This window comes from Microbacterium sp. PAMC22086 (genome assembly GCF_019443525.1).
Taxonomy (GTDB): Bacteria; Actinomycetota; Actinomycetes; order Actinomycetales; family Microbacteriaceae; genus Microbacterium; species Microbacterium maritypicum.
This window is the reverse complement of the sequence record NZ_CP080380.1, coordinates 1206633-1230333: the sequence shown is the minus strand read 5'-3', so window position 1 is coordinate 1230333 and position 23701 is coordinate 1206633. Positions and strand designations below refer to the sequence as shown.

Below are 23701 nucleotides of genomic sequence, written 5' to 3'. Positions count from 1 at the left end.
GGGCATGACCCCACGGGCGCGCGCACCAGCGGCGGCGGGGTTACTTCATCGTGTCGAGGATGCCGACGAGGTCTTCGAACGTGGTGAGCGGGTTCAGGATCGCGAATCGCGTGTTCGGGCGCCCGGCGTGCGAGCTCGGCACCACGAACGCGCGCTGCGAATCGAGCAGCGCCGCCGACCACCGGTCGTAATCGGCGCGCTCCCACCCTTCCCGCTCGAACACGACGATCGACAGCTGCGGATCGCGCACCAGTCGCAGCTCGGGGCGACGGGCGATCTCGTCGGCGATGCGTCGGGTCAGCGCGAGTCCCGCACTCACGGCATCACGGTAGGCGGTGACGCCGTACGTCGCGACCGAGAACCACATCGGCAGGCCTCGCGGGCGGCGTGTGAGCTGGATCGAGTAGTCCGAGGGGCTGAACTCGTCGACCTCGGTCAGGATGTCGAGGTACTCGGCGTGCTGCGTGTGCGCCCGTCGTCCGCTGTCGGGATCGCGGTAGATCAGAGCGCAGCAGTCGAACGGCGCGAAGAGCCACTTGTGCGGATCGACGATGACCGAGTCGGCGCGCTCGACGCCCTCGAAGATGTGTCGCGCCTCGGGTGCCAGCATGGCGGTGAGGCCGTAGGCGCCGTCGATGTGCAGCCAGAAGTCGAACTCGTCCTTGAGGGCCGCGATTCCCTTGATGTCGTCGACGATGCCGAAGTTGGTCGACCCGCCGGTGGCGACCACCGCGCAGATCTCGTCGCCGTGCTCGACGAGGGCCTCGCGCACGCCATCGGCGCGGAGCACGCCGTCGTCGCCTGCCGGGACCAGCAGCACGTCGACGTCCATGATCTTCGCGGCCGACTTGTTGGAGGAGTGCGCCTCGACGCTGCACACGATCTTCCACCGGGTGGGCAGCTCTCTGCCTTCTGCGATCAGCCGGGCCTTCGCGGCCTCGCGTGCCGCGACCAGCGCCGACAGGTTCCCGATCGTGCCGCCCTGCACGAACACCCCGCCTGCGGTCTCGGGCAGCCCGAACTCGCTCGCCAGCCACGACAGCACCTCGTTCTCGGCGTGCACGGCCCCCGCGCCCTCGAGCCAGCTTCCGCCGTACAGCCCCGACGCGGAAACGACCAGGTCGAACGCGATCGCGGCCATGGTCGGCGCGGTCGGGATGAACGACAGGTACAGCGGGTGGCTCGTGGTCAGGCAGGCCGGAGCGAGGACGTGCTCGAACACACTGAGGGCGCGCGCCGCGCCGAGTCCCGCATCGGTGATCGTGGGTCCGACCAGACGGTTCAGCTCCGCCTCGGACTGGGGCTTGTCCAGCGGCACGTCGGAGGCGAGCATGCGGCGGCGCGAATAGTCGAGCACGGCGTCAACGATCGCGGTCGATTCGGGCGAGGCCGCGTGCATGCGCACAGCATCCATGGGCGTTCCTTTACTTGTCATCGGATCGGGGGTCCGTGGGTCGGGGGTCGGGGGAATGCGAGACGGTGGCGCGCGAGCCGGTGACCTCGGCCTCGGGCGTCGCGCTGTCGAGCACCGCAGCGAGCGCCCGCCTGGCGAGGTCGGCACGGTCGCGGGGCGCCCACTTCACCAGTGAGTGCGCGTTCATGCCGTCGACCATCGCGAGCAGCAGCCAGGCTGCGGTGTCGGCACGACCGGCGGCGATGGCTCCGGCCGCAGCGGCACGGGCGAAGATCTGCTCGAGCGCACTCTGCCACCCGTCCATCTCCTGCCGCACGCGCGCGGCGAGCGCATCGTTCCGGGCTCCGAGCGCCCAGGCCTGCACCCAGATGAGGGTGACGTCGTCGCGGTCGGCATCGAGGAGCGTCTCGATGAGTCGCAGCAGGCCCTCGCGCAGGTCGTCGGTGTCGTCGAACGCGGCGATCACCTCTTCGCGCTCGGCCGCCACGATCAGCCCGAAGACGTCGGCGACGAAGGTGTCCATCCCCGGCCGGTAGTGCGCCACGAGTGCGGGAGTGACCCCGACGCGAGCCGCGACCGCGCGGACGGTGAGGCTCTCGAGTCCGCTCTCGCGGGCAAGGCCGATCGCACCGTCGAGGATCGACTGATCGCGCTCCTCCGGCGACATCCGCCGAGTGGACGTACCTGTTGACGTGGTCTTCATCAGGGGTTACCGTAACACCTGTTGATCGCATGTTCAATAGACGAACCGGCAGCAGCGAGGAGATCACGATGAGCTGGCGCATGCCCACCGAGACCGCACGTCACGAGCGCACCTGGATGGCGTTCCCCGCGGAGGGCGAGACCCTCGGTGACACCGACGCCGCCCGCGAGGAGGGCTACGCCACCTGGACCGCTGTCGCCCACGCCGTCGCCGAGTTCGAGCCCGTGTCGATGCTGGTCGATCCGAGCGAGGTCGCCAGGGCCCGGCGCATGCTCAGCAGCAGCATCGAGATCGAGATCGCGCCCGTGGACGAGTTCTGGATGCGCGATTCGGGGCCGACCTTCGTGGTCGACGACGAGCGTCCTGGCGTGCTCGGCGCGGTCGACTGGATATTCAACGGCTGGGGCGCCCCGGAATGGGCCGAGTGGCGCAAGGCCGCACAGCACGCACGCATCGTGGCGGACGCCGTCGGCGCCGAGCTCGTGAGTTCGACGCTCGTGAACGAGGGCGGCGGCATCCACGTTGACGGCGAGGGCACCGTGCTCCTCACCGAGACCGTGCAGCTGGACCCCCGGCGCAACCCCTACGCCGACAAGCAGCGGATCGAGGCCGAGATGGCCCGCACGATCGGCGCGACCACGGCGATCTGGCTCCCCCGTGGGCTCACTCGCGACTACGACGACTTCGGGACGAACGGCCACGTCGACATCGTCGCCACCATCGTGTCGCCCGGGCGGCTGCTGCTGCACGACCAGCAAAACCCCGACCACCCCGATCACGCGGTCACGCGCGAGCTGCGCAGCATGCTCGCGGAGCAGACGGACGCCGCCGGCCGCCGCTTCGAGGTGATCGGGCTGCCCGCCCCTTCGACGCTCTCCGACGATGAGGGCCCTGTCGACTGGAGCTACGTCAACCACCTCGTCACGAACGACGGCGTCGTGGCCTGCGGCTTCGGCGACGAGAAGGCCGATGCCGCAGCGCGCGAGATCCTCGCCGATGCCTACCCCGGACGCCGTGTGGTCACGGTCGATGCGCGCCCGCTGTTCGCCCGCGGCGGCGGCATCCACTGCATCACCCAGCAGCAGCCCGCCCTCGACGGAAGCCGCTGATGTTCGACGTGGTCGAGGCGTCCATCGCCCACCTGCGGCGCGCCCTCGACGCCGGAGACACGACCGCCGTCGAACTGGTCGACGCATACCTCGCGCGCATCTCCGCCTTCGACGCCCCCGGCACCGAGACCGCCCTGAACGCGGTCGTCGTCGCCAATCCCCGCGCGCGGAGTGAGGCCGCCGCTTCCGACGCTCGTCACGCCCGCGGGGAGACGCTCGGGCCGCTCGACGGCATCCCGTACACCGCGAAGGACAGCTACCTCGTGCGCGGCCTCACCGCCGCCGCGGGGAGTCCCGCCTTCGCAGAGCTCGTGGCCCAGCGCGATGCCTTCACGATCGAGCGACTGCGCGCGGGCGGCGCCATCTGCCTCGGACTGACGAACATGCCCCCGATGGCGAACGGCGGCATGCAGCGCGGCCTCTACGGTCGCGCCGAGAGTCCGTACAACGCGACCTTTCTCACGGCGCCCTTCGCCTCCGGTTCGTCGAACGGCTCCGGCACGGCGACGGCGGCGAGCTTCGCCGCCTTCGGCCTCGGTGAGGAGACCTGGTCGAGCGGCCGGGGCCCAGCGACCAACAACGCGCTGTGCGCCTACACCCCCTCGCGCGGGGTGATCTCGACCCGCGGCAACTGGCCTCTTGTGCCGACCATGGACGTGGTGGTGCCGCATACCCGCTCGATGGCCGACCTGCTCGAAGTGCTCGAGGTCATCGTCGCCGACGACGCCGAGACCCGTGGCGACTTCTGGCGCGCGCAGCCGTGGGTGGCGCTGCCTGCGGCATCGACGGTGCGACCGGAATCGTATCCGGCACTCGCGACAGGCAGCCCCCTCGCCCTCGTCGGCGCGCGTATCGGGATCCCCCGGATGTACATCAATGCGGACCCAGATGCCGGCACTGCCGAGAACCCCGGCATCGGCGGGCCCACCGGCCGGCGCATCGAGACACGGGCGAGCATCATCGAGCGCTGGGAGGTCGCCCGCCGCGACCTCACCGCCGCCGGAGCGACCGTGATCGAGGTCGATTTCCCGGTGGTGTCGAACTACGAGGGCGACCGTCCGGGGGCGCACACCATCGCGACCCGCGGCCTGGTGTCGCCGGAGTACCTGCGCCGCGAGATCGTCGATCTCTCGGCGTGGGCGTGGGAGGACTTCCTGCAGGCGAACGCCGACCCCGCTCTGCACTCGCTCGTCGACGTCGACGGCGCCACGATCTTCCCCCACCCCCCGGGCGCACTCCCCGACCGCTACACGGGCTTCGACGACGACATCGCCGAGTATCCGGACTGGGTGCGCCGCCACCCCGATGCCTCGTTCACGGACATGCCCGAACTCGAAGACGGCCTGCGCGGCCTGGAGGAGACCCGTCGCCGCGACCTGGAGGTGTGGATGGATGTGCTGCGGCTGGATGCCGTGGTCTTCCCGGCGGTCGCGGATGTGGGTCCGGCTGACATGGACGTGAACCCCGAATCCGCCGACCGCGGCTGGCGCAACGGCGTCTGGATCGCGAACGGCAACCTCGCCGTGCGCCACCTCGGCATCCCGACCGTCACCGTCCCGATGGGGGTGATGAGCGACATCGGCATGCCGATCGGCCTCACCTTCGCAGGTCGGGCATATGACGACACGCGACTGCTGCGCCTCGCGGCGGCGTTCGAAGCGACAGGCGGCCCTGGCACGCGTCGCACGCCGCCGCCGCGCACCCCCGCGCTCTGAGGGACGTCGACGCAGAACATATCACTCCTGTGACGCTCGCCACGAAAGTGATATATTCGGCGCATGCACACCGAGAACGAACGCGACCTGGAATCCGGCATCGTCACCGACCTCTCCGGCCGGATGACGTACGGCTCCTACCTGGCGCTGGACCAGCTGCTCACCGCGCAGCATCCGGTGAGCGAACCGCAGCACCACGACGAGATGCTGTTCATCATCCAGCACCAGACCACCGAGCTGTGGCTCAAGCAGCTGCTGCATGAACTGTCCTCGGCGCGTGAGCTGCTCGCCCGCGACGACCTCCGCGAGGCGCTGAAGCGCATCGCCAGGGTCAAGCGCATCCAAGACGTGATGACCCAGCAGTGGTCCGTGCTCGCGACCCTCACCCCCACCGAGTACGCGCAGTTCCGCGGGGCACTGGGCAACTCGTCGGGCTTCCAGTCCGTGCAGTACCGGGCGGTGGAGTTCGCCCTCGGCAACAAGAACGAGAAGATGCTGAGCGTCTTCGCCGACCACCCCGCCAACCTCGCTCTGCTCACGGCCGAGTGGGAGAAGCCGACGCTCTACGACGAGTTCCTGCGCTTCGCCGCCCGCCGCGGGCTGCCGATCCCGAGCTCGATCCTCCAGCGCGATGTGCGCGAGCCCTACCGGGAGACCCCGGAGCTGGTGCCCGCGATCCGCGAGATCTACCAGGACCCGAGCCGGTACTGGGACCTCTACGAGGCGTGCGAAGACCTGGTCGACCTCGAGGACAACTTCCAGTTCTGGCGCTTCCGACACCTCAAGACCGTCGCGCGCACGATCGGCATGAAGGTCGGCACCGGCGGCTCCAGCGGCGTCGGCTTCCTGCAGCGCGCGCTGGATCTGACCTTCTTCCCCGAGCTCTACACCGTGCGCACCGAGATCGGCAGCTGATGCACGCCGCGACGTTCTTCGACGGAGTCGAGTGGCGCGAGGGCGTCGTCGAGTTCGTCGACGGGCACCTGCGGCTGCGCGATGCGGTGCCCGCGTCGGGAGCTCCCCGGCTCGATGGTGTGATCGTGGGCGGATTCACCGACCACCACGTGCACCTTCAGCTCATCGAGCATGGCGTGCTGGCAGAGTCACGCCTCGGCCGCGTGGTCGACCTGGGCGGAGACCCCGAGGCACTGCGTCTGATCACCGTGCCGGAACCGGTGTCCGTCCACTTCGCCGGAGCCTTCCTGACTACCCCCGGCGGGTACCCCTCCGACCGCGGTTGGGCGCCGGAGGGCTCGGTGCGCGAGATCGCCGACGCCGCGGCCGCAGCCGACGCCGTCGCGGAGATGGCCGACGCCGGCGCGACCTGCATCAAGGTCACCAGCAACAGTGCCGCAGGACCCGTCCTCACCGACGATCTGTTCCGCACGATCGTGCGGCTCGCTTCCGCTCGCCGTCTCCCCGTCGTCGCCCACGCCGAAGGGGCGGGCGAAGCACGGCGTGTGGTCGGTCTCGGAGCCGCCCGGCTCGCCCACGCCCCGTTCACGGAGCGACTCGACGATGACGAGATCGCGCGCCAGGCCGTCTCCGCCTCCTGGATCTCGACGCTCGCCATCCATGACGACCCCGAGCGTGCGATCGCAATCGACAACGTGCGCCGCTTCCGCACCGCAGGCGGCAGCGTGCTCTACGGGACCGACCTGGGCAACGGACCGATGCCGGTCGATCTGAACCCGCACGAGGTCGCCGCTCTCCGCGAGGCAGGACTCGACGATGCCGCCCTGCTGCAGGCTCTCGCCCCCGTGGACCCGCGCGAACCCCACTCCGCTCTCCTCCTCATCCCCGGCGGAACCCCGTCGAGCGCCGATCCGCTCGACGCCCGCCCCCTCACCCCCGCAGACCTGAAGGTGTGACATGACCATGACGCCCGACTCCTCCCTCCTCGAACTCGCCCGCGCTCTCGATGCGGCCGATCCGCTGCACGCCCACCTCGATGCGTTCGCCGAGGCTCCTGGCGTCACCGCGTACCTCGACGGCAACTCGCTCGGGCGTCCCCTGCGCGAAGTCCCCGAGAAGATCGCCGCCTTCGTGCGGGACGACTGGGGCACGCGGCTGATCCGCTCGTGGGACGAGCAGTGGATGGTGCTGCCGATGGAGCTGGGCGACCGCATCGGACGGGTCGCTCTCGGCGCCGCCCCCGGCCAGACCGTCGTGGCCGATTCGACCAGCGTGCTGATCTACAAGCTCATGCGCGCCGCCGCGTCGGCCGACCCGGACCGCACCGAGCTCGTGATCGAGGCGGGCAACTTCCCCACCGACCGGTTCCTCGCCGAGGGCGTGGCCGCCGAGACGGGGATGACGCTGCGGTGGATCGAACCCGACCCGGTGCACGGGGTGACCATCGCCGATGTCGAGGCCGTCGTCTCCGCACGCACCGCCCTGGTGTCGCTGAGCCATGTCGACTATCGCTCGGGAGCCCTGGCCGACATGCCGGGTATCACCGCGACGGTGCGCGAGGCCGGCGCCCTGATGATGTGGGATCTGTGCCACTCGGCCGGCGTCGTGCCGATGCAGCTCGACGAGTGGGGTGTCGACATGGCTGTCGGCTGCACCTACAAGTACTTGAACGGCGGGCCGGGCTCCCCCGCCTTCGCCTACCTCCGACACGGACTGCAGGGTGTGCTGCGCCAGCCGATCCAGGGCTGGTGGAGCGCGGCCGACATCTTCGCGATGGGGCCGGAGTACGTACCGTCCGGCGACATCCGCCAGCTGCTCAGCGGCACTCCCCCGGTGACGTCGATGCTCGCGATGCAGGGGATGCTCGACCTCATCGAGCACTCGACGATCGAGGGCGTGCGGGCCAAGTCGCAGTCGTTGACCGATCTCGCCGTGCGTGCCTACGACGAGGTGCTCGCCCCTCTCGGTGTGCGACTGCTCAGCCCTCGCGATGCCGAGCTGCGAGGCGGACACGTGACGATCGGGCATCCGGACTTCCGCGACGTCACACGTCGCCTGTGGGCCGACGGCATCATCCCGGACTTCCGATTCCCCGACGGCATCCGCCTCGGACTCTCTCCGCTGAGCACCTCGCACGTCGAGACCATCACCGGCGTGCTCGCGGTGCGCGACGCCTTGGAGTCCGGTGACTTCTGACCGTGCCGTCGCGCCCGTCCTCGACGACATCGATGCGCGCCCCGGCAGCACCGCATCGTTGCTGCGGACGTTCATCGGCGTCTTCCTGCGCCCGCTCGGCGGGTGGATCTCCGCCGCCGACCTGGTCGCCCTCGCCGGCGACCTCGGCATCGAACCGGCCCCGGCGCGCACCGGTGTCGCACGCCTCAAGCAGAAGGGCCTGCTGCTCGCCGCCCGTGAGAAGCAGATCGGCTACCGGCTGAACCCGGCAGCGATCCCGATGCTCGAACGCGGCGATCGGCGCATCTTCGAGATGCGCGAGATGACCGACGCCGACACGTGGTGCCTGGTCTCGTTCTCGATCCCCGAGAGCGCGAGGAGCGTGCGCCATCAGCTGCGTCGACGACTGCAGTGGATCGGTGCGGGAGTCGTGTCGCCCGCCCTGTGGATCTGCCCCGGCCACCTTCAGGACGAGGTGGTGCAGATCCTCGACGAACTCGATGCGCGCCCGTGGGCGACGCTGTTCCCGGCATCCGCCCCCGTTCCCGCCGGCAGCCTCGTCGACGCTGCGGCGCAGTGGTGGGATCTGGATGCGCTGCGCGACGAGCACCTCGCCTTCCAGGCGTCGCTCGCAGATCTGCCCGCGGAGCCGTTCGCCGCGTACGTGCAGCTGATCGACCGCTGGCGGGTGCTGCCGTACACCGATCCGGGGCTTCCCCCGTCGATGCTGCCGGCCGATTGGCCCGGTCGTGACAGCTTCGACGAGTTCGCCCGCCGGTCGGCGGCGCTGACAGCACCCGCCTGGGCGCACGTGCGCGCCCGGATCGTCTAACCCGCCCGCCCCGCGACCTCGGCGAGGAAGCCCGCCACGTGCTCCTGCAGTCGCAGGATTCGCAGGTCGCGCGCGAACTCGCGGTCGAACCCCTGGTAGGCCAGCGGCGGCAGGACCCGCACGTTGTGGTTGCAGCCGAACTCGGCGCAGGTGAGCACACCCACGCTGTCGCCCTTGCGCCCGGCCGGTCCGGCCTTGCGCGCCACGTACAGCTGCACGTCGTTGCGGAGCGTCACGTCTTCGCACCACGAGCACTGCGCTCTGGCGATCACGCGCTGCTCGGCGCGCTGCAGGAAGACACCGACCGGGGCGTCATCGATCCAGGTGACGACGTAGGCCCGGCGGGGCATCTTCGGGTCGGCCCACCCGAGGAAGTCGAGCCGGTCGAAGTCGATCTCGGCGAATCCGGGCGGAAGGGTCAGGTCGGAGACCTCTTTGCGGGAGGCGTTGAGGAAGGAGGCGCGGATGGCGCGCTCGTCGATGGGACGCATGGGAGTGGTGCTTTCGGAGTGGTCGCCGCGAAGGCGGGTCGATGAGAGGAAGGATCCCGGACACGGTGGCCGGGTACGTCGCGACACCGGGGACGGGGGTTCCGCCTCCGGTGGGTCCTCAGCCTCTGCCTGCGGCGCGGGAAGCGCCTGCAGCTCCGCTCTGCGCCCCGAGGGCGCTCATCGACGACAGCACCCGGCGAGCCTACACCCGTTTGTTTCACTCCATGTCGGCCCGCCTGGGCACCACGCGAAGGGCGTCTTAGTCTTTCCGGAACGTCCGACCTGAAGGAGACCACCGTGTCCACGCCGCTGAACCGCCTTTCGCCCCTCCCGGTGCGTGAGCGTGCGGCGTGCATGTGCAGCCACGGCGGCCGGTGCTCCTCCTTCGCCCCCGGCCATGCTCTGCACCTCATCCAGGCACGCATCGCCTCGGCGACGCCCGCCGGGTGGATCGATGCCCTCGTCGAGTCCGCCGACGCCAGCTCCGGTGACCTCGTGGTGCGCACGCTCGAGGGCGAAGCACATGCGCTGTGGAACGGTTCCGGTGCCGCCCTCGAGGCCGCCCCCGGCACCCCCGTCGCGCTGCACGCGCGCTACGGAGTGCTCGCCGTCGGCGGCACGCAGTTCAACGTCGCCGCCGTCTGATCGTTCTTCCTGATCCCCGACCTTCCCGACCGGTACAGCCACTACCGTGCCCGCGGCATCGTCGTCGTGACGATCCTGCAGAGCGAGGACCAGGGCAAGCTCGTGTGGCCCAACGGCGGATATGAGAAGCTGCTCGCCGCATCGATGTGGTGGATCTACGCCGGCGGCAACGCCTCCGCCTCGTTCTACCGCAACGTGTCCGACCTCATCGGCGACTACGAATACACCGAACGCTCCACCAGCGCCGGCCGCGGCGGTGGCTCCACACAGGTCTCTCGCCGCACGGAACGGATCATGGACGTCGCAGATCTCGACGTCCTCTCCGTCGGCCGCATGATCGTCTTCGCCTCCGGGTGCCGGCCCGCGCTCGTACGGGCGCGGCCGTGGTTCACAGACAAGCGCCTCCGGCAGCTGGTCGCGATGCGTCCCGACCGTGTGCACCACCAGGCGGAGGAGGACGTTCATGTGTCTGAGACCACCGAAGACAGCTTCGTCGTCGACGAGCTCGCGATCGCCGCCGCTGCGATGGACGTCGCCGCGGCCGAGAAGGCACTGCACAGCGCCGAGGAGAAAGCGGCCGCCGCCGACGATGCGCTGGCCGAGCGAACGACGACGTCACCGTCGCGGAAGCGAAGGTCGATGACTACACGAGCGACGACGCGAAACTGCCCTGGCAGGTCGCGGCCGCGCACCGCGAACTCGCCAAGAAGACCCGCGCACAAGCACGCGCAGCACGGCGCCACGAAGAAGCCCACCACGAGCTCACCCCCGCACAACGAAAGCTCGACGTCGCCCTCGAGACGCTGGACGCGGCGAAGAGCACACCGGTTACCAAGGACGACGAAGACGAATCATCGATCTCCTTGCTCGCATGGAGCGTCCCTCTCACCACCGCGCCGCCTGAGCTCGTCGAGTGGGTGGAAGGCACATTCCAGGACTACCTCACCGGCACCGTCGGGCTCGTGAAATCCGGGCGATGGTGCAGCCGCTGGACCGAACACCCCGACGCCGTCCACCGGCTCGCCGGCATCTACGACGAAGGGACCCTCATGCGCCTCCGCATCAAGGGCGCCCCGTCGCTGCACACGTTCTATCGCGAGATCCTCGACTACCACATCCCACAACTCACCAGCCGCGAAGACGGCGTCTTCCAACGATGCGACGGCGCCGGCCACGAACCCCACGAACGCATGGACACGGACTAGCCCCGCCTCCTCTTACAATACGAGCGAGACAGCGGCGGGTCGGCTATCGGAACGCTGCACGCCTAGGACCTCGCATCGCGGGGTCCTAGTTCTTTGTATAAGGCTGTGGTCGGCAGCTCGACAGTTGGATAGGCCATGAAACGGGTGAAGCCGCCGTGTACTAAGAACTACGGCGGCTTCCGAAACCCATACTCAGCTCAAGGCCGGGGGAATATGACTCCAGTGTAGCGTTCTGCGTGTGATCCCTCAACCCACGCTGGTAGAGCAACGCGCGCTCATCGACAGTCTCGCACCTCAACGACTCCGGCGATTCCGGGCTGCGGTAGCCGGCGACCGCGGCGCGATCGCACTCTATCTCCTGGACTCCCAGATCGCATCGCACCTGCATGCGACAGTCAGGATGGTGGAGGTTGCGTTGCGCGAGCGGGTTCACCGTGCTCTGAGCAGCTCATTCGATGACCATTGGTATCTCAGCCAACGTGAGCTCTTCGACGTGGATCTCACCGAGAAGATTGATGAGGCGCTGGAGAAGGTGGGGGAGAAGGCGCCACCCGGGAAAGTTGTCGCGCAGTTGATGCTGGGCACGTGGGTGTCGCTACTTGGCAAAGGTGACCGCAAGGAAGATGGGACCAAGGCGAGATTCGATAGGAACATCTGGGCGCCGGCTCTCCAAGATGCGTTCCCCGGCATCGACCGGAAGTCACTCCATCGTTCCGCGATGAGCCTGAACTGGGCGAGGAATCGGATCAATCACTGTGAGCCGATCGTCTTCGGGTTTCCGCAACCTGGTCTCGGCACTCCAGGGGTACAGCTGCGTCGTGCGCCCCACCTGGTCTTGGAAGATGCGCGCTCATTCATCGGCTACCTCGACGCCGACCTCGAGGGTTGGATGCGCCGCTGGAGCGAGATCGATACGCTTCTCATGGATCCGCTGGTGGAGACAGCACTCGATCACATTGAGCAGGAGAAGTCGGTCGAGCTTCAACGATGAGCCTACCCACGCTGCACGTGCAAGGCGCAGAGGTTCCGAGGCCTCCGTGCCACGCTAGGTTGGGCGGATGGCCATGAGCGAGGAACAGACGCGCTCACTCATCGCTGAGCTTCAGAGCGAGTGGGATGCTGTCTCTGAGGTTCGGGCTTTTCGTCAGCCGAAGTCACGTCGGGGGCAACGCTTCACAGGAGCAGACGCCGCACGAATCACCGCAATTATCGGCCTTTCGCGGCATGTTCACGACACATCGCCGGCAATCATGCTGCTCCTCGAGCACGGGCACATATCTGCCGCAGTCCCGCTAGTCAGGCTCGTTTTTGAATGCTCACTCACCGCTGCCTGGTTGGTCCAAAGCACTGACGACCACGGGATCCGCGCGTTTCTGCACTCATACTCGCGGTCGCGTTCATCTCTTCAGAAGGACGCAATGGAGGCCACCACGCGTGTCTTTCGAGACGGCGCTCCCGAGATCACCGACACGGACCCCACTCCATTCGGTGGTTCCTACGACGATGCCCACCGATTCGGTGAGATCTGCCTGGACCTGAAGCCAGCCGGCAAAGACGCCTACATCTACTACCGCGTACTCTCGGGCCTCAGCCACGCGAGCCCACGGGTGGCCGACCTCTACTTCGCTCCCGATAGCCCGGACGCGGGGATCCCCGCGTTTCGGCCGACGCCCAATCAGTCGTTCCCAACGGACGTGCTGGCATTTTTCACTGCAGCCTCGATGGTCTGGAGCGCGCGTGCCTACTCGTACCTCATCACCAACACGCAGTACCGCAACTTTCTCCGCCGAAGTGCGAGGCAGCTCGAGATCAATGATGAGCTGCAGCTCAGCGAAAGGTACTGGGAGCGCCACGCAAAGAACGAAGCCAAGCGCCGCGCCGAGAAATCAGTTAATGATGATTAACCGATAATAGTTGTTATGTCTTTTCGTCTTCTGCACCGACTCCCCGCGGCCGCCGTTTTGACACCTACGTGTCAGCGATCGCGGCCGCTGCGGAACACGCACATGTGCCCGTGGCGATCGCCACGGGCACATAGAGCTTGCAGGTGTCAGAATCCGTGACTACCCGACGTTCAGCGCGCCGTTCATCACGAGATTCGTAACGAGTAGGGCAATCAGCGTGATCGTGATGCCGGCCGCCGGGAGGAGCCAGGCCAAACGGAGTCGAGATCTTGTGAAGAAGTACGCGCCTGTGGTGACGATGAAGATGATCAAGGCGGACATCCAGAATCCGCGGGTCACGGTCTCCAACGTCAGGTAATCGCATTGGTCGGAGCAGCCGGCGATCTCAAGGGTCCGGGCCAGAACGACCAACGCAGACACGGTCGCGACGAAGAGACTCACCCACGCCAGGTTGTCACCGAGCTGCGATTGTGCGTTGCGCTGGTCGTTCATCATGCTCCTAGGGCCTAGATTGGGTCCGTCAACTCGTAGGTGATCCAGCCGGCGACCGAGTTCGCGTATTGCGCGTACGAGTTGTGGATAGCGTAGCTGCTGTCGCCCGGGTTCGATTGGCAGAAGAAGTCGCCTATGTTGCAGAACTCCCGGACCTTGTAGACGGTCTGCTGGCTGTTACTACCAGCCGGCCAACCCAAGTAGTTGTAGGTCGCCAACGAGTTCTTTTGGGTGTAAGGAATTGTGCTGAGCAGACCGTTCTTCGGCCTGTTCGGGTAGTTCGTCAATTTTCCTGATTCGTAGAACGGATCGCCGTACAGCACGACGGCACGGATGTTCGCCTTCGCGGCCGGGGTCAGGTTGAACGGCGCACCAAGAGGGGACGTAGCGGCCCCTGTGAGCACCTTGCTAATCACCTGGGCACCCTGTGAGTGACCCGCCAGGATGATCGGCGCGTACGGACACGTCTGATTGATGTAGTTCAACTCCGCGATGAGCTTGAGCCTGCCATCCTCGATGCTGGGGCTAAGAGCTGCAGTCGCCGGGTAGGCGAGGCTGAGGAAGTAAAAGGGCATGTCCGGCACGTTGATCAACGCGCTGCGGATCGGGGCCACCTGATCGCCGAGACCACCGTTCGTCCAGACCCGGCCGTTATGCACCAGGTTCGAACCCGCAGGGGCGCCAGTTCCGCGCACGCCTACGAAGACGGCGAAGTCGCACATGCTGGACGAAAGAGCCGCATTGGCGGATGCGCCGCCGAACAGGACGCTTCCCAACATCGTTAGTGCGCCGATCGCACTGATAATTCCGCGACGCCGTCGACTTTTCCGTGTCCTCCGCACGTTGTCTCGAGCTTCTACCGACAGCGGCTTCTGTTTGATGGGCGTGAGGAAGGAATTGGTGACAACTGATCGTTAGTGCCGGGAGGCGCTGGCGGGGAGGATGTCATCATGCCTGGTCCCTATCCCAGAGAGTTCCGCGAGGACGTTGTCGCGGTCGCTCGTAGCCGCGAGAGCGGCGTCACCATCAAGCAGATCGCCACTGACTTCGGCATCAGCGAAGCGACGTTGCAGAACTGGCTCCGTCAGGCCGACGTCGAATACGGCAACCGTCCTGGTCAGACCGCTGCAGACGCAGCGGAGGCGCGGGAGTTGAAGAAGCGGATCCGGTTGCTCGAGCAGGAGAACGAGGTCCTCAGGCGAGCGGCGGCGTATCTGTCGCAGGCGAACCTGCGCCTCGGTGGCTCCCCAAAATGACATACCCGCTCGTTGCTGAGCTCGCCGACGCGGGGATCCCCGTGTCGGTGTCGTGCCGGGTCCTTAAGCTCGCCCGCCAGCCCTACTACCGGTGGAGAGGCGACCCGATCCGGGACGCGGATGTGCTCCGCGCCTATCGGATCAATGCGCTGCACGATGCGCACCACGAGGACCCGACGTTCGGCTACCGATACCTGGCCGACGAGGCGCGCCGGGCTGGCTGGCGGATGAGTCGCCGGACGGCGTGGAAGCTGTGCTCGCAGGCCGGGATCCTCTCGTCCGCGCAACGCCGCCGGCGGGGCAAGGGCAAGAAGGCCGGCCCTCCCGTGTTCGACGACCACGTGCAACGGGTATTCCGTGCCAATGCGCCGAACAGGCTCTGGCTCACGGACATCACGGAACATTGGACGAGCGAAGGCAAGCTCTACTGCTGCGCGATCAAGGACGTGTTCTCGAACCGGATCGTCGGCTACTCGATCTCGGATCGGATGACAGCGAAGCTCGCCGTCGATGCCGTGCGCAACGCCGTCACCCGCCGCGGTGAGGTGGCCGGCTGCATCCTGCACGCGGACAGGGGCAGCCAGTTCCGGAGCAGGGCGATGGCCCGCGAGCTGCGCCGTCACGACATGGTCGGATCGATGGGGCGCGTCGGCGCGGCCGGGGACAACGCGGCGATGGAGAGCTTCTGGTCACTGTTGCAGACGAACGTCCTCAACCAGCAGCGGTGGGCGACGCGGCAGGAGCTTCGCCTCGCCATCGTCGTCTGGATCGAGCGGAAGTATCACCGCCAGCGAGCCCAGGACACCCTCGGCGGGTTGACGCCCATCGAGTTCGAAGCCAAGCTAACCGAGCCGCTCACACTCGCGGCCTAAACCGAAACTGTCACCAGTTCGTTCCTCACGCCCGATCATGCTTCGCCTCTCCGTGAGCGACCCGAGCCAGGTCGCCACCAAGCATGGGCGGTGGCAGGGAGAGATTAAAGATCATCGAGAGCCTTGCAGAGCCGCGGCAGAACGACTATTTTCACCGCGCGCGAAGGCGTTTCGGGGGTCGTGAATCACATCCACAACATTAAGTCAAGCGTATAGATTATCTATTTTTTTGCGGGCGTTTACTGTACTTTCGGTTCACCAGCCAACCGGGGGGTTGGCGAGGAAGGTCAGGGAGTAATACATGGGAGTTCCGACTCTGACGCCAGTAGAGATCGTGTCGACCTGGCTGTACAGCACCCGCACCGCTCGCGGGATATCCCAAGAAACCTTGGCGCTTTGCGCAGGAATCGCCGTCCCGACGTATGGGCGACTTGAGCGAGCCGGATTGAGCCGAGGCTCCAACGGAGTGATGCTCGACACGTTCCTTCGGCTGGTTACCGTTCTCGAACCGAACGATAAAGAACTTGCTGCGCTGCTGAGCTCGCTCAGGCTCGCCGCGTCCAGGCAATCGCTTCCGCCTCTACGAGCTACGGCTTAGTCCAGAGCACTTGGTGCGGAATCCCGAGCTTGCAGGGGCCAGACTCAGCGGATCGTTGTCGCGACTCCACACGCCGGCAGCTGCGAGCTCGCCGCGGTGCAACCGGGTTCGTGTGGGGTTCCGACAGATCAGGGAAGGAACGTCCTGGTCAGCATCCGCACGAGTTCCATCACTGCGACGATGAGAATCAGCGGAGCCGCGTAGAACGTCAACAGGAGCGCCCACCAGGGGCCGCCGACGACGGCCTGGGCTGTTGCACGCGCCGCGCGTTCCACCCAGCGCACGCCGACACGACGATGCAGCCACGTCCTGTACCACCACTCGACGGCAGAGAGACGCCGTGCTTCACCGAGCCGGATCAGGTCCAACGCGATCCACAACCAGTAGCCGTAGGCAACGAAAGCGATGAGCACAAGGAACATACCCCAGAGCTGATCCATGAGGTCAAATAGCCCGGCAGAAGACCCCCAGTGATCGTTCCCCATGGCGATGATCGTTGTCAGCAGCAGCCCCCCGAAGAATCCAAGGAATCCCAGCACGATCTTGGCGAGTCCGACGATGTGTCGGCCGAGAACCGAAGTCTCTGCGAGAGGACGGGGCGGCCTCAGCACGGCGGCGACACACACGTGGATAACGACGATGAAGAACGACGCGGCAACGGTTAGAAGAATGATCACGAACGCGAAAACGGCCCCCGCCTCGGGAGCTGCCTCGGGAGCGGCTGCGCTGAACACACCTATATGACTCACTGATCATCCTCCGGTCTTTCTGTGGGCACGAACCGCACACGGGCTTTCTGCGCCTCGTAGCGGTCGTGTCGGACTCTGGCAGAAGCCACGGTCACGATCAACATCCTCTAGGCTCCGCAACTCACAACCTCAGGGGCAGTGGGTTTCGGACTATCGCTCTATGCTTCGCGTTGGCGTTCGAGGCCGGCGGATCTCGGGACTCGTTGTGCGGCGCTGTTCGAGCTGCTTTCTGTCCTGCAGGTACTGCGCATCCTTGGCGCGTTCCTGCGCGGGCGTGCCCGGAGTCGGAGCGGTGGGTCGGGTCGGTGCGGGGTCGCGCTGGAGGTGTTCGAGCTTCGTCCGGCGCTCGTCGACGTGCCGGCGGGCGGCTTCGAGGCGCTCGTCTCGACCCGGTGCAGTCGCGGCGCGTCGCCAGGTGTCGCGCAGCTGCTCGGGAGGCTGCGGAGTGGGCTCGTGGCCGTGCTTCGCAGTGAAGTCACGGCGCGCGTTCTCGTGCGCCTCTTGGGCGCTGCGGCGACGGAAGACGGGCGCGTCGACCGCGGACACGCGAGCCTGGTCGACGGCCGCATAGTCGCGCTCCCAACTGGTGGTGTGCGCTTCTACGACCGCGGCCTGCTTGTCGTGCTCGAGGCGCGCGACGTCGGCGATCGCGGCCTGGTGCTCGCGCTCGAGCGCAGCAACACTAACGCCGGGGTCTGTGGCGGAGATCCCGGGGTGCCGTTTCTCCCAGTTCGCGGTGGCGAGCTCCCATTCGCGGACTCGCGCCGTGTAGACGCGCTCCCTGGTGGCGAGGCGTTCGGCGCGCACCTTCAGGGCGATGCCGGGGGCGGGTAGGACGATGCCGTGGAGGTCGCGGGTGATGTTCTCGCGGGCGGCTTCGACGCCGCGGTCTCCGGCTTCGCGGCGCAGCGCGCCCGGTGAAGATGGATCGTGCTTCGTCGACGTCGCCGGCGACCAGGTGCAGGGTGTTGTGCTCGCGGCCGCGGGTCGCGGATACGTAGACGGCTTGCGCGCTGGACGAGTCGGTGACGATGCCGTGGCCGAAGTCGACGGTGGCACCCTGGACGCCGTATTCGGTCGAGGCGTAGGCGAGGTGTGTGTGTGCCTCGACGTACTCGGCGGGCAGCCGCGCCTTCCGTCCGCTCTCCTTGTCCTTGAGGCTCACGGATCCGTCGCGGTGCACGCGGGCGACGGTCCAGGTGTCGCGGTTCGCGTCACGCAGGTCTTTGTCGTTGCTGCGGGTCATGATGCGGTCGCCGACACGGATGTTCAAGCCGTCGCTGCCGGCGACCTCAACGGCAGGTGTGCGGGTGTGGCCGGCGCGGGCGCGCGCGTCTTGGGCAAGGGAGTTCAGCTGTGTCGCGGCGTCGTTGGAGGTGACGACGACGGTAGCGCCGGCTTCGGCCTTGCGGATGACGTCCGTGCTGATCGCTGTCCAGGCTTCCGCGTCGGTGGCGTGGATGGTGATGTTGCCTCGTTCGTGCAGCTGGTCGAAGAGCTTCCCGGGCTCGTGATGGTCGCGCATCGCGATCGTCAGCTGCGCGTACTCCTTGTCATTGAAGCAGTAGAGGTCCGTGAGATCTATGGGGCGCGGGGACGCCGCAACGGCAAGGTCGAGGACACCGCCGCGACTGACAGCCGCCAGCTGTGCGCGGTCGCCGATGAGCGCGGCACCAGTCCCTGTCTCATCAGCGATCGTGACGAGCGCATGGGCAGGATCTTGGTCGAGCATGCCGGCCTCGTCGATGACGATCCGGGTCGATGCCGCCTGAGCCCGCCTCCGGTTCAGGCGCTCGCCATCAGCATGTCCTTCATGGCCGAGCAGGCGTCCATGCAGGCCTGGCACGCCTGAGCGCACATCCGACACACGTCGCTCTCGTCGGCATGCCGCGCACACGCGTCCATGCACGTCTTGCACATCGCGATGCAGGCGTTGAGCATCGCCATCATCGACGCCGGGGTCATCCCCTGCATCCGCATCATCGACCGCATCATGGTGCCTGCCATGTCGGCACAGTTCATGCAGGCGGGAGAGCAGTCCATCATCTGCGTCGAGCACACCGTGCAGGCCTGTTCGCACGCGGCGCACGCATCCATGCACGCCTGCATGACGGACATGTCCATCATCTGCATGTCGGGCATCGACTCCATGCTCTTCGACATGGCGCCCATCATCATCGAGTCCATCGCACACCGCTTCCTTGGTCGAGGTCCGCGGGCAGGACCACCCGCCTGGCGCCAGGCTAGTCCTTCGCGAGGCGTGAGTCGATGGCGACCGAACGTTGTCACGGCCCGGGCGGATTGTCAATCCCGTGGCCGCTTCTCCGAAGGAGTGAGAGTGTCGGAGGCAATCGATCCGCCTACGAGAGGAGCCGCACATGAGTGCCGCAGACGACATCAAGAACGCCGCCGAGAAGGCCGCCGGAAAGGTCAAGGAAGGCGTCGGAAAGCTCACCGACAACGAGAAGCTCGAAGCCGAGGGCAAGGCGGATCAGGTCAAGGCCTCCGCCAAGCAGGCCGGCGAGAACGTGAAGGACGCCGCGGGCAAGGCCGGCGACAGCGTCCGGGACGCGTTCGAGAAGTAAGGCGCCCCACACACCGAAGAGGTGAGGTCCGCCGAAGGGCGGGCCTCACCTCGATGGGTCAGACGTGTGGTGTCGTCAGACCTTGCGGCTGCCGCTGATCGCTCGGATCAACCAGGCGATCACGGCGATCGCGAGGAGGACGAGCCCGACCCACAGGAGGAACTGGAGCGACTGCACCAGTCCTCCGGTGATCGCAAGAATCACTGCGATGACGATGACGATGATCAGGAGGATGTTCATCGGTCTTTCCCTTCTTTCGGCAGGCGCGAACGCCCGACTGTGGTGCCCCCACGCTAGCCGCGGTGGGAGTTCTGTCCGAGGGGGTTGACTTCCGCCCTCCGAGTGCGCGAATGAGATGGGAACATGCCAGGAAGACGCGACAACGCGCTGAAGGATCCCGAGCTGTACGAAGAGCTCAGGAAAGACGGGGCCTCCAAAGAGAAGGCCGCGCGCATCTCGAATGCCGCGGCGAAGGAGGGGCGCAGTGCCGTAGGGCGTCGCGGCGGCGAGCACGGCGACTACGAGGACTGGACCGTTCCCCAGCTGCGTGCGCGCGCGAAGGAGCTGGGGCTGACCGGCTACAGCGGCAAACGGAAGTCCGAGTTGATCTCCGCGCTCAGGAATCACTGAGGCCGCCGATGTCGCGCTTCGGCGTCGAGGAGGAGTTCCTCTTCCTCGATGAGCATTCGCTGGTGCCTGTGGCCCTCGCCTCCGGCACTCGCGAGCGCATCACGCGCCTCCGCACGGGCGGAGAGGTCACCACGGAGTATCTGACCTCGCAGATCGAGTGCCTGACCGAGCCGGTCGCGACCGCGGTGGATGCCGAGGCGCAGCTGAGGCACCTGCGCGGGCTCATCGGCTGGCATGCCCGGGAGCAGCACGCGATCGCCGCCGGTACCGGCACGCCGTTCGCGACGACCCGCTCCTCCACCGTGTCGCCCTCACCCCACTACGACGAGGTGGCCGAGCAGCTCGGACACCTCACACGCGACCACGAGGTCAACGGGCTGCACGTGCACGTCGAGGTCACCGATGACGAGGACAGGGTCCGCGCGCTCGATCGCGTGCGCGGCTGGCTCCCCGTGCTGCTGGCGCTCACCGGCAACAGCCCCTTCGTGAACGGACGGGATTCCGCCTTCGCCAGCTGGCGCAGCATCCTGATCCGTCGCCTGCCCTCGTCTTGGGCGCCGCCGCGGTTCCGCGACTACGACGAGTACCGGGCAGGTGTACAGCGCCTCATCGACGTCGGAGCCCTCGCCGATGCGGCGTCGCTGTCGTGGTCGGCGCGAATCTCGGAGCGCTACCCCACCGTCGAGGTGCGGGTCTTCGATGCGCAGCTGACGGCCGAGGACGCGGTGTTCGCCGCCCTCCTCTCCCGAGCGATCGTGCTCACCGACGATCAGCCCCTCGCCGACATCGGAGTGGACGGCATCGACGCCTCGCTGTGGACGGCGGCCCGCAGAGGCATGGGTGCGCGCCTGATCGATCCGACGACGGGCGAGATCGAGGATGCCTGGACCGTGGCCGACCGGATGCGGGCATCGATCGCCCCCGCCCTCCGCGAACTCGGTGACGAGGATCGGGTGTGGGACGGTTTCGAGCGCCTGCGCACACTCGGCACCGGCGCCGACCGGCAACGCCGCGCCGTCCACGACGGTGGAGCGCCCGCACTCGCCGAGCTCCTGCGCGCGGGGACACCGGCCCCGTTCCCCGCCTCCCCGCCGGCAGCTCCGCGCGTGACCGCGCCTAAGCCCTGACCGACCTGGCCAAACCGCCCCGACGTCGGCTGCCGGGGGTAGTGTCGGCCTGTGGCATCCTTCGCCCCGCTCCAGCGGCTCGTCATCTCCATCGCGGTGCTCGCGTCATTCGTGACCTTCCTCGACGGCACGGTCGTGAACGTCGCGCTACCCGCGATCAGTCGTGAGCTCGGCGGCGGCATCACCACCCAGCAGTGGGTCGTCGACGCGTATCTCATCACTCTGAGCGCTCTGATCCTGCTCGCCGGTTCGGTGTCGGACGCCTACGGCCGTGTGCTCGTGATGCGGATCGGACTGATCGCCTTCGGCGTCGCCTCCATCGCGGTCGCCGCAGCGTTCGATCCGCTCACACTGATCATCGCCCGCGCCGCCCAGGGAGCCGCGGGGGCGCTGCTGGTGCCCAGCTCGCTCGCCCTGATCACCGCCACCATGCGCGCCGACGTGCAGTCGCGGGCCATCGGAGTCTGGACCGCCTTCACCACCGGTGCGCAACTGGTCGGTCCGCTGCTGGGCGGGCTCTTCGTCGACTACCTCTCCTGGCGCTTCGTGTTCCTCATCAACGTCATCCCGATCGGGATCACGCTCCTGCTGCTCTCCCGCCTGCGTCTGCCCGAGCATCCCCGCGGCATCACCGTCGACTGGTGGAGCGGGGCGCTGTGCGCGATCGGTCTCGGCGCCGTGGTCTTCGCGCTCATCGAGCAGCCGAACCTGGGATGGCAGTCGCCCGCGATCTGGATCCCCGCGGTGGCCGGCGCCGCCCTGTTCGCGCTGTTCCTGTGGCGCCAGCAGCACTCCGCGTCGCCCCTCATGCCGCTGTGGCTGTTCCGCGTGCGCGACTTCGGCTGGGGCAACCTCGCCACGTTCTTCGTGTACGCCGCGCTGTCGCTCAACGGCTTCGTGGTCGGCGTCTACCTGCAGCAGGGCGCGGGGCTCAGCGCGACCGCCGCAGGCCTGGCGAGCCTCCCCATGACGATCCTGATGATCCTCGTCAGCTCGCGCGCAGGTCAGTGGGCGGGCCGATGGGGACCGCGTATCTTCATGACGGTCGGGCCGCTGCTCATGGCCGTCGGCGCCCTGATGCTGCTTCTCGTCTCCACCGACTTCGACTACTGGTGGCAGGTGCTGCCGGCCATGATCGTGATGGGTCTCGGACTCTCCCTCACGGTCGCCCCGCTGACGGCCGCGATCCTCGGGGCGATCGATGAGAACCACTCGGGCATCGCCTCGGCCGTGAACAACGCCGTCTCCCGCGTCGCCGGTCTGCTCGTCGTGGCCATGCTGTCGACCATCGTCGGCGGCACGCTCGACCTCGACGGCTTCCACAACGCCGCGTGGTTCACGGCGATGCTGCTCGTGATCGGCGGCGTGGTCTCGTGGATCGGCATCCGTCGCAATCCGGCCGCGCCGGCCCCGGTCGACGCGGCGGCGACCGGACCCGCCCCGCATTGACCGTGTCGAATCGAAGACTCGTTCGTGGGGGGCGCGCGGTCCTGATCGGCGTCGTGGCGCTCGTCCTCACGGCGTGTTCCGCAGCATCGACGACCCTTCCGTCGCCCACCATCGTCCTCCCACCCTCCGGCGCCGTGCCCGACTACCAGCTCGGTGGCGCCTACGACCCTTCGCCAGAGGTCGGCATCGTGGGGCGCGACCGGGGCGCGGAGCCCGCACCCGGCGTGTACTCGATCTGCTACGTCAACGGCTTCCAGACGCAGCCCGGTGAACTCGATGCCTGGCCCCGTGAGCTGCTGCTGCAGCGCGACGGCGAGGTCGTCTTCGATCCGGATTGGCCCGATGAGGCACTCATCGACACCTCGAGTGCGGCGCACCGGGAGAAGATCGCCGACACGGTGATCCCCTGGATCGAGGGCTGCGCGGATGCCGGCTTCGACGCGGTCGAGTTCGACAATCTCGACTCGTACTCGCGGTCGGGTGGTTCCCTCTCGCTCGATGACAACCTGGCCCTGGCCGCGCTGCTCGTCGATGCCGCGCACGCCGTGGGGCTCGCCGCCGGCCAGAAGAACGCCGCAGAGGATGCGGCGCTGCTCCACGAGCGGGCCGGTTTCGACTTCGCGGTCACCGAGGAGTGCGCGGCCTATGAAGAGTGCGGCGCCTACACCGCGGTCTACGCCGACCATGTGATCGACATCGAGTACACCGACGAGCTTCCGCGCCCCTTCGCCGAGATGTGCGCCGACGACAGCTCTCCGGATTCCATGGTGCTCCGCGACCGTGACCTCGTCACTCCCGACGACGACGCCTACGCGTTCGAGACCTGCGACTGAGC

General features: G+C 67.4%; 25 protein-coding genes and 2 pseudogenes. 17 read left to right on the top strand and 10 right to left on the bottom strand.

Translation table 11 applies throughout. The annotated features are described in order from the left end of the window. Window positions 1–40: 40 nt before the first annotated feature. Both KY497_RS06095 and KY497_RS06090 read right to left on the bottom strand, forming a co-directional pair. A complete protein-coding gene (locus KY497_RS06095; protein ID WP_219870078.1) occupies window positions 41–1414 on the bottom strand; it encodes a pyridoxal-dependent decarboxylase in 1374 nt (457 codons plus the stop codon). Between the two features lie 10 nt (window positions 1415–1424). Next, window positions 1425–2081 carry a TetR/AcrR family transcriptional regulator gene (locus tag KY497_RS06090; RefSeq protein ID WP_219870077.1) on the bottom strand — a complete coding sequence of 219 codons (657 nt, stop codon included), beginning with the start codon at window positions 2079–2081 and terminating at the stop codon, window positions 1425–1427. A 104-nt stretch (window positions 2082–2185) separates the two neighbouring features. On the opposite strand from KY497_RS06090, the gene KY497_RS06085 reads away from it, so the two are divergent. From KY497_RS06085 to KY497_RS06060, 6 genes are all read left to right on the top strand, one after another. Beyond that, window positions 2186–3226 carry an agmatine/peptidylarginine deiminase gene (locus KY497_RS06085; protein ID WP_055874323.1) on the top strand — a complete coding sequence of 347 codons (1041 nt, stop codon included), beginning with the start codon at window positions 2186–2188 and terminating at the stop codon, window positions 3224–3226. Further along, complete coding sequence (locus KY497_RS06080; protein WP_219870076.1) at window positions 3226–4941, top strand: amidase; 1716 nt, start codon at window positions 3226–3228, stop codon at window positions 4939–4941. The genes KY497_RS06085 and KY497_RS06080 overlap by 1 nt, the downstream gene beginning before the upstream one ends. Window positions 4942–5004: 63 nt before the next feature. Further along, entirely contained in the window at window positions 5005–5856 is an 852-nt protein-coding gene (locus KY497_RS06075; RefSeq protein ID WP_219870075.1) for a tryptophan 2,3-dioxygenase, read from the top strand. Beyond that, entirely contained in the window at window positions 5856–6812 is a 957-nt protein-coding gene (locus tag KY497_RS06070; protein ID WP_219870074.1) for a hydrolase, read from the top strand. The genes KY497_RS06075 and KY497_RS06070 overlap by 1 nt, the downstream gene beginning before the upstream one ends. Window position 6813: 1 nt before the next feature. Continuing rightward, a complete protein-coding gene (locus tag KY497_RS06065; RefSeq protein ID WP_219870073.1) occupies window positions 6814–8052 on the top strand; it encodes a kynureninase in 1239 nt (412 codons plus the stop codon). Next, the gene (locus KY497_RS06060) at window positions 8042–8863 is read left to right on the top strand and encodes a PaaX family transcriptional regulator C-terminal domain-containing protein (protein ID WP_055874334.1); all 822 of its coding nucleotides are present in this window, start codon (window positions 8042–8044) and stop codon (window positions 8861–8863) included. The genes KY497_RS06065 and KY497_RS06060 overlap by 11 nt, the downstream gene beginning before the upstream one ends. Here the strand turns inward: KY497_RS06060 and KY497_RS06055 are convergent. Next, a complete protein-coding gene (locus tag KY497_RS06055; RefSeq protein WP_055865818.1) occupies window positions 8860–9354 on the bottom strand; it encodes an FBP domain-containing protein in 495 nt (164 codons plus the stop codon). The two genes, KY497_RS06060 and KY497_RS06055, sit on opposite strands and share 4 nt — an antisense overlap. 297 nt (window positions 9355–9651) lie before the next feature. Here KY497_RS06055 and KY497_RS06050 point away from each other — a divergent pair, with 297 nt between their 5' ends. The 5 genes from KY497_RS06050 (at window position 9652) to KY497_RS16955 (ending at window position 13108) form a co-directional block, all read left to right on the top strand. Next, window positions 9652–9999, top strand: a complete 348-nt coding sequence (locus tag KY497_RS06050) for a hypothetical protein (RefSeq protein ID WP_055865820.1) — start codon at window positions 9652–9654, stop codon at window positions 9997–9999. A gap of 66 nt (window positions 10000–10065) precedes the next feature. Further along, window positions 10066–10965: a TraG/TraD/VirD4 family protein gene (locus tag KY497_RS06045; RefSeq protein ID WP_258185935.1), complete on the top strand. Its 900-nt coding sequence runs from the start codon at window positions 10066–10068 to the stop codon at window positions 10963–10965. Next, on the top strand, window positions 10962–11204 hold the full coding sequence (locus KY497_RS06040; protein ID WP_258185934.1) for a DUF4913 domain-containing protein: 243 nt from the start codon (window positions 10962–10964) through the stop codon (window positions 11202–11204). Before KY497_RS06045 ends, KY497_RS06040 begins: the two co-directional genes overlap by 4 nt. 238 nt (window positions 11205–11442) lie before the next feature. Next, a complete protein-coding gene (locus KY497_RS06035) occupies window positions 11443–12195 on the top strand; it encodes an Abi family protein (RefSeq protein ID WP_167497472.1) in 753 nt (250 codons plus the stop codon). A 67-nt stretch (window positions 12196–12262) separates the two neighbouring features. After that, window positions 12263–13108 carry a DUF5677 domain-containing protein gene (locus tag KY497_RS16955; protein WP_219870072.1) on the top strand — a complete coding sequence of 282 codons (846 nt, stop codon included), beginning with the start codon at window positions 12263–12265 and terminating at the stop codon, window positions 13106–13108. Between the two features lie 159 nt (window positions 13109–13267). Here KY497_RS16955 and KY497_RS06025 read toward each other — a convergent pair whose 3' ends face one another. Together KY497_RS06025 and KY497_RS06020 are read right to left on the bottom strand one after the other, a co-directional pair. Next, entirely contained in the window at window positions 13268–13603 is a 336-nt protein-coding gene (locus KY497_RS06025) for a hypothetical protein (RefSeq protein ID WP_167497471.1), read from the bottom strand. An 11-nt stretch (window positions 13604–13614) separates the two neighbouring features. After that, a complete protein-coding gene (locus tag KY497_RS06020; protein WP_219870071.1) occupies window positions 13615–14379 on the bottom strand; it encodes a cutinase family protein in 765 nt (254 codons plus the stop codon). Between the two features lie 171 nt (window positions 14380–14550). On the opposite strand from KY497_RS06020, the pseudogene KY497_RS06015 reads away from it, so the two are divergent. Further along, window positions 14551–15728 (top strand): annotated as a pseudogene (locus tag KY497_RS06015) (IS3 family transposase). Between the two features lie 726 nt (window positions 15729–16454). Here the strand turns inward: KY497_RS06015 and KY497_RS06010 are convergent. From KY497_RS06010 to KY497_RS06000, 4 genes and pseudogenes are all read right to left on the bottom strand, one after another. Further along, window positions 16455–17075: a hypothetical protein gene (locus tag KY497_RS06010; RefSeq protein WP_141387689.1), complete on the bottom strand. Its 621-nt coding sequence runs from the start codon at window positions 17073–17075 to the stop codon at window positions 16455–16457. A gap of 150 nt (window positions 17076–17225) precedes the next feature. Beyond that, a complete protein-coding gene (locus KY497_RS16640) occupies window positions 17226–18134 on the bottom strand; it encodes a hypothetical protein (RefSeq protein WP_258185932.1) in 909 nt (302 codons plus the stop codon). A gap of 457 nt (window positions 18135–18591) precedes the next feature. Then, window positions 18592–18807: pseudogene (locus KY497_RS16950) on the bottom strand (AAA family ATPase); the annotation flags it as partial. A 53-nt stretch (window positions 18808–18860) separates the two neighbouring features. Then, window positions 18861–19217 (bottom strand): hypothetical protein, encoded by a 357-nt coding sequence (locus KY497_RS06000; protein ID WP_167497454.1) that lies wholly within the window; start codon window positions 19215–19217, stop codon window positions 18861–18863. 236 nt (window positions 19218–19453) lie between these two features. Here KY497_RS06000 and KY497_RS05995 point away from each other — a divergent pair, with 236 nt between their 5' ends. Beyond that, window positions 19454–19660: a CsbD family protein gene (locus KY497_RS05995; RefSeq protein WP_017829324.1), complete on the top strand. Its 207-nt coding sequence runs from the start codon at window positions 19454–19456 to the stop codon at window positions 19658–19660. Window positions 19661–19735: 75 nt separating this feature from the next. On the opposite strand, the gene KY497_RS05990 is transcribed toward KY497_RS05995, so the two are convergent. Next, the gene (locus tag KY497_RS05990; RefSeq protein ID WP_017829325.1) at window positions 19736–19900 is read right to left on the bottom strand and encodes a hypothetical protein; all 165 of its coding nucleotides are present in this window, start codon (window positions 19898–19900) and stop codon (window positions 19736–19738) included. 123 nt (window positions 19901–20023) lie between these two features. Between KY497_RS05990 and KY497_RS05985 the strand changes: the two genes are divergently transcribed. The 4 genes from KY497_RS05985 (at window position 20024) to KY497_RS05970 (ending at window position 23699) form a co-directional block, all read left to right on the top strand. Then, complete coding sequence (locus tag KY497_RS05985) at window positions 20024–20290, top strand: Rho termination factor N-terminal domain-containing protein (protein ID WP_017829326.1); 267 nt, start codon at window positions 20024–20026, stop codon at window positions 20288–20290. An 8-nt stretch (window positions 20291–20298) separates the two neighbouring features. Further along, on the top strand, window positions 20299–21417 hold the full coding sequence (locus KY497_RS05980) for a YbdK family carboxylate-amine ligase (protein ID WP_219870069.1): 1119 nt from the start codon (window positions 20299–20301) through the stop codon (window positions 21415–21417). A 51-nt stretch (window positions 21418–21468) separates the two neighbouring features. Then, on the top strand, window positions 21469–22866 hold the full coding sequence (locus KY497_RS05975) for an MFS transporter (RefSeq protein ID WP_055874340.1): 1398 nt from the start codon (window positions 21469–21471) through the stop codon (window positions 22864–22866). Between the two features lie 134 nt (window positions 22867–23000). Beyond that, on the top strand, window positions 23001–23699 hold the full coding sequence (locus KY497_RS05970; RefSeq protein ID WP_308813130.1) for an endo alpha-1,4 polygalactosaminidase: 699 nt from the start codon (window positions 23001–23003) through the stop codon (window positions 23697–23699). The last annotated feature ends 2 nt before the right edge of the window (window positions 23700–23701 follow it).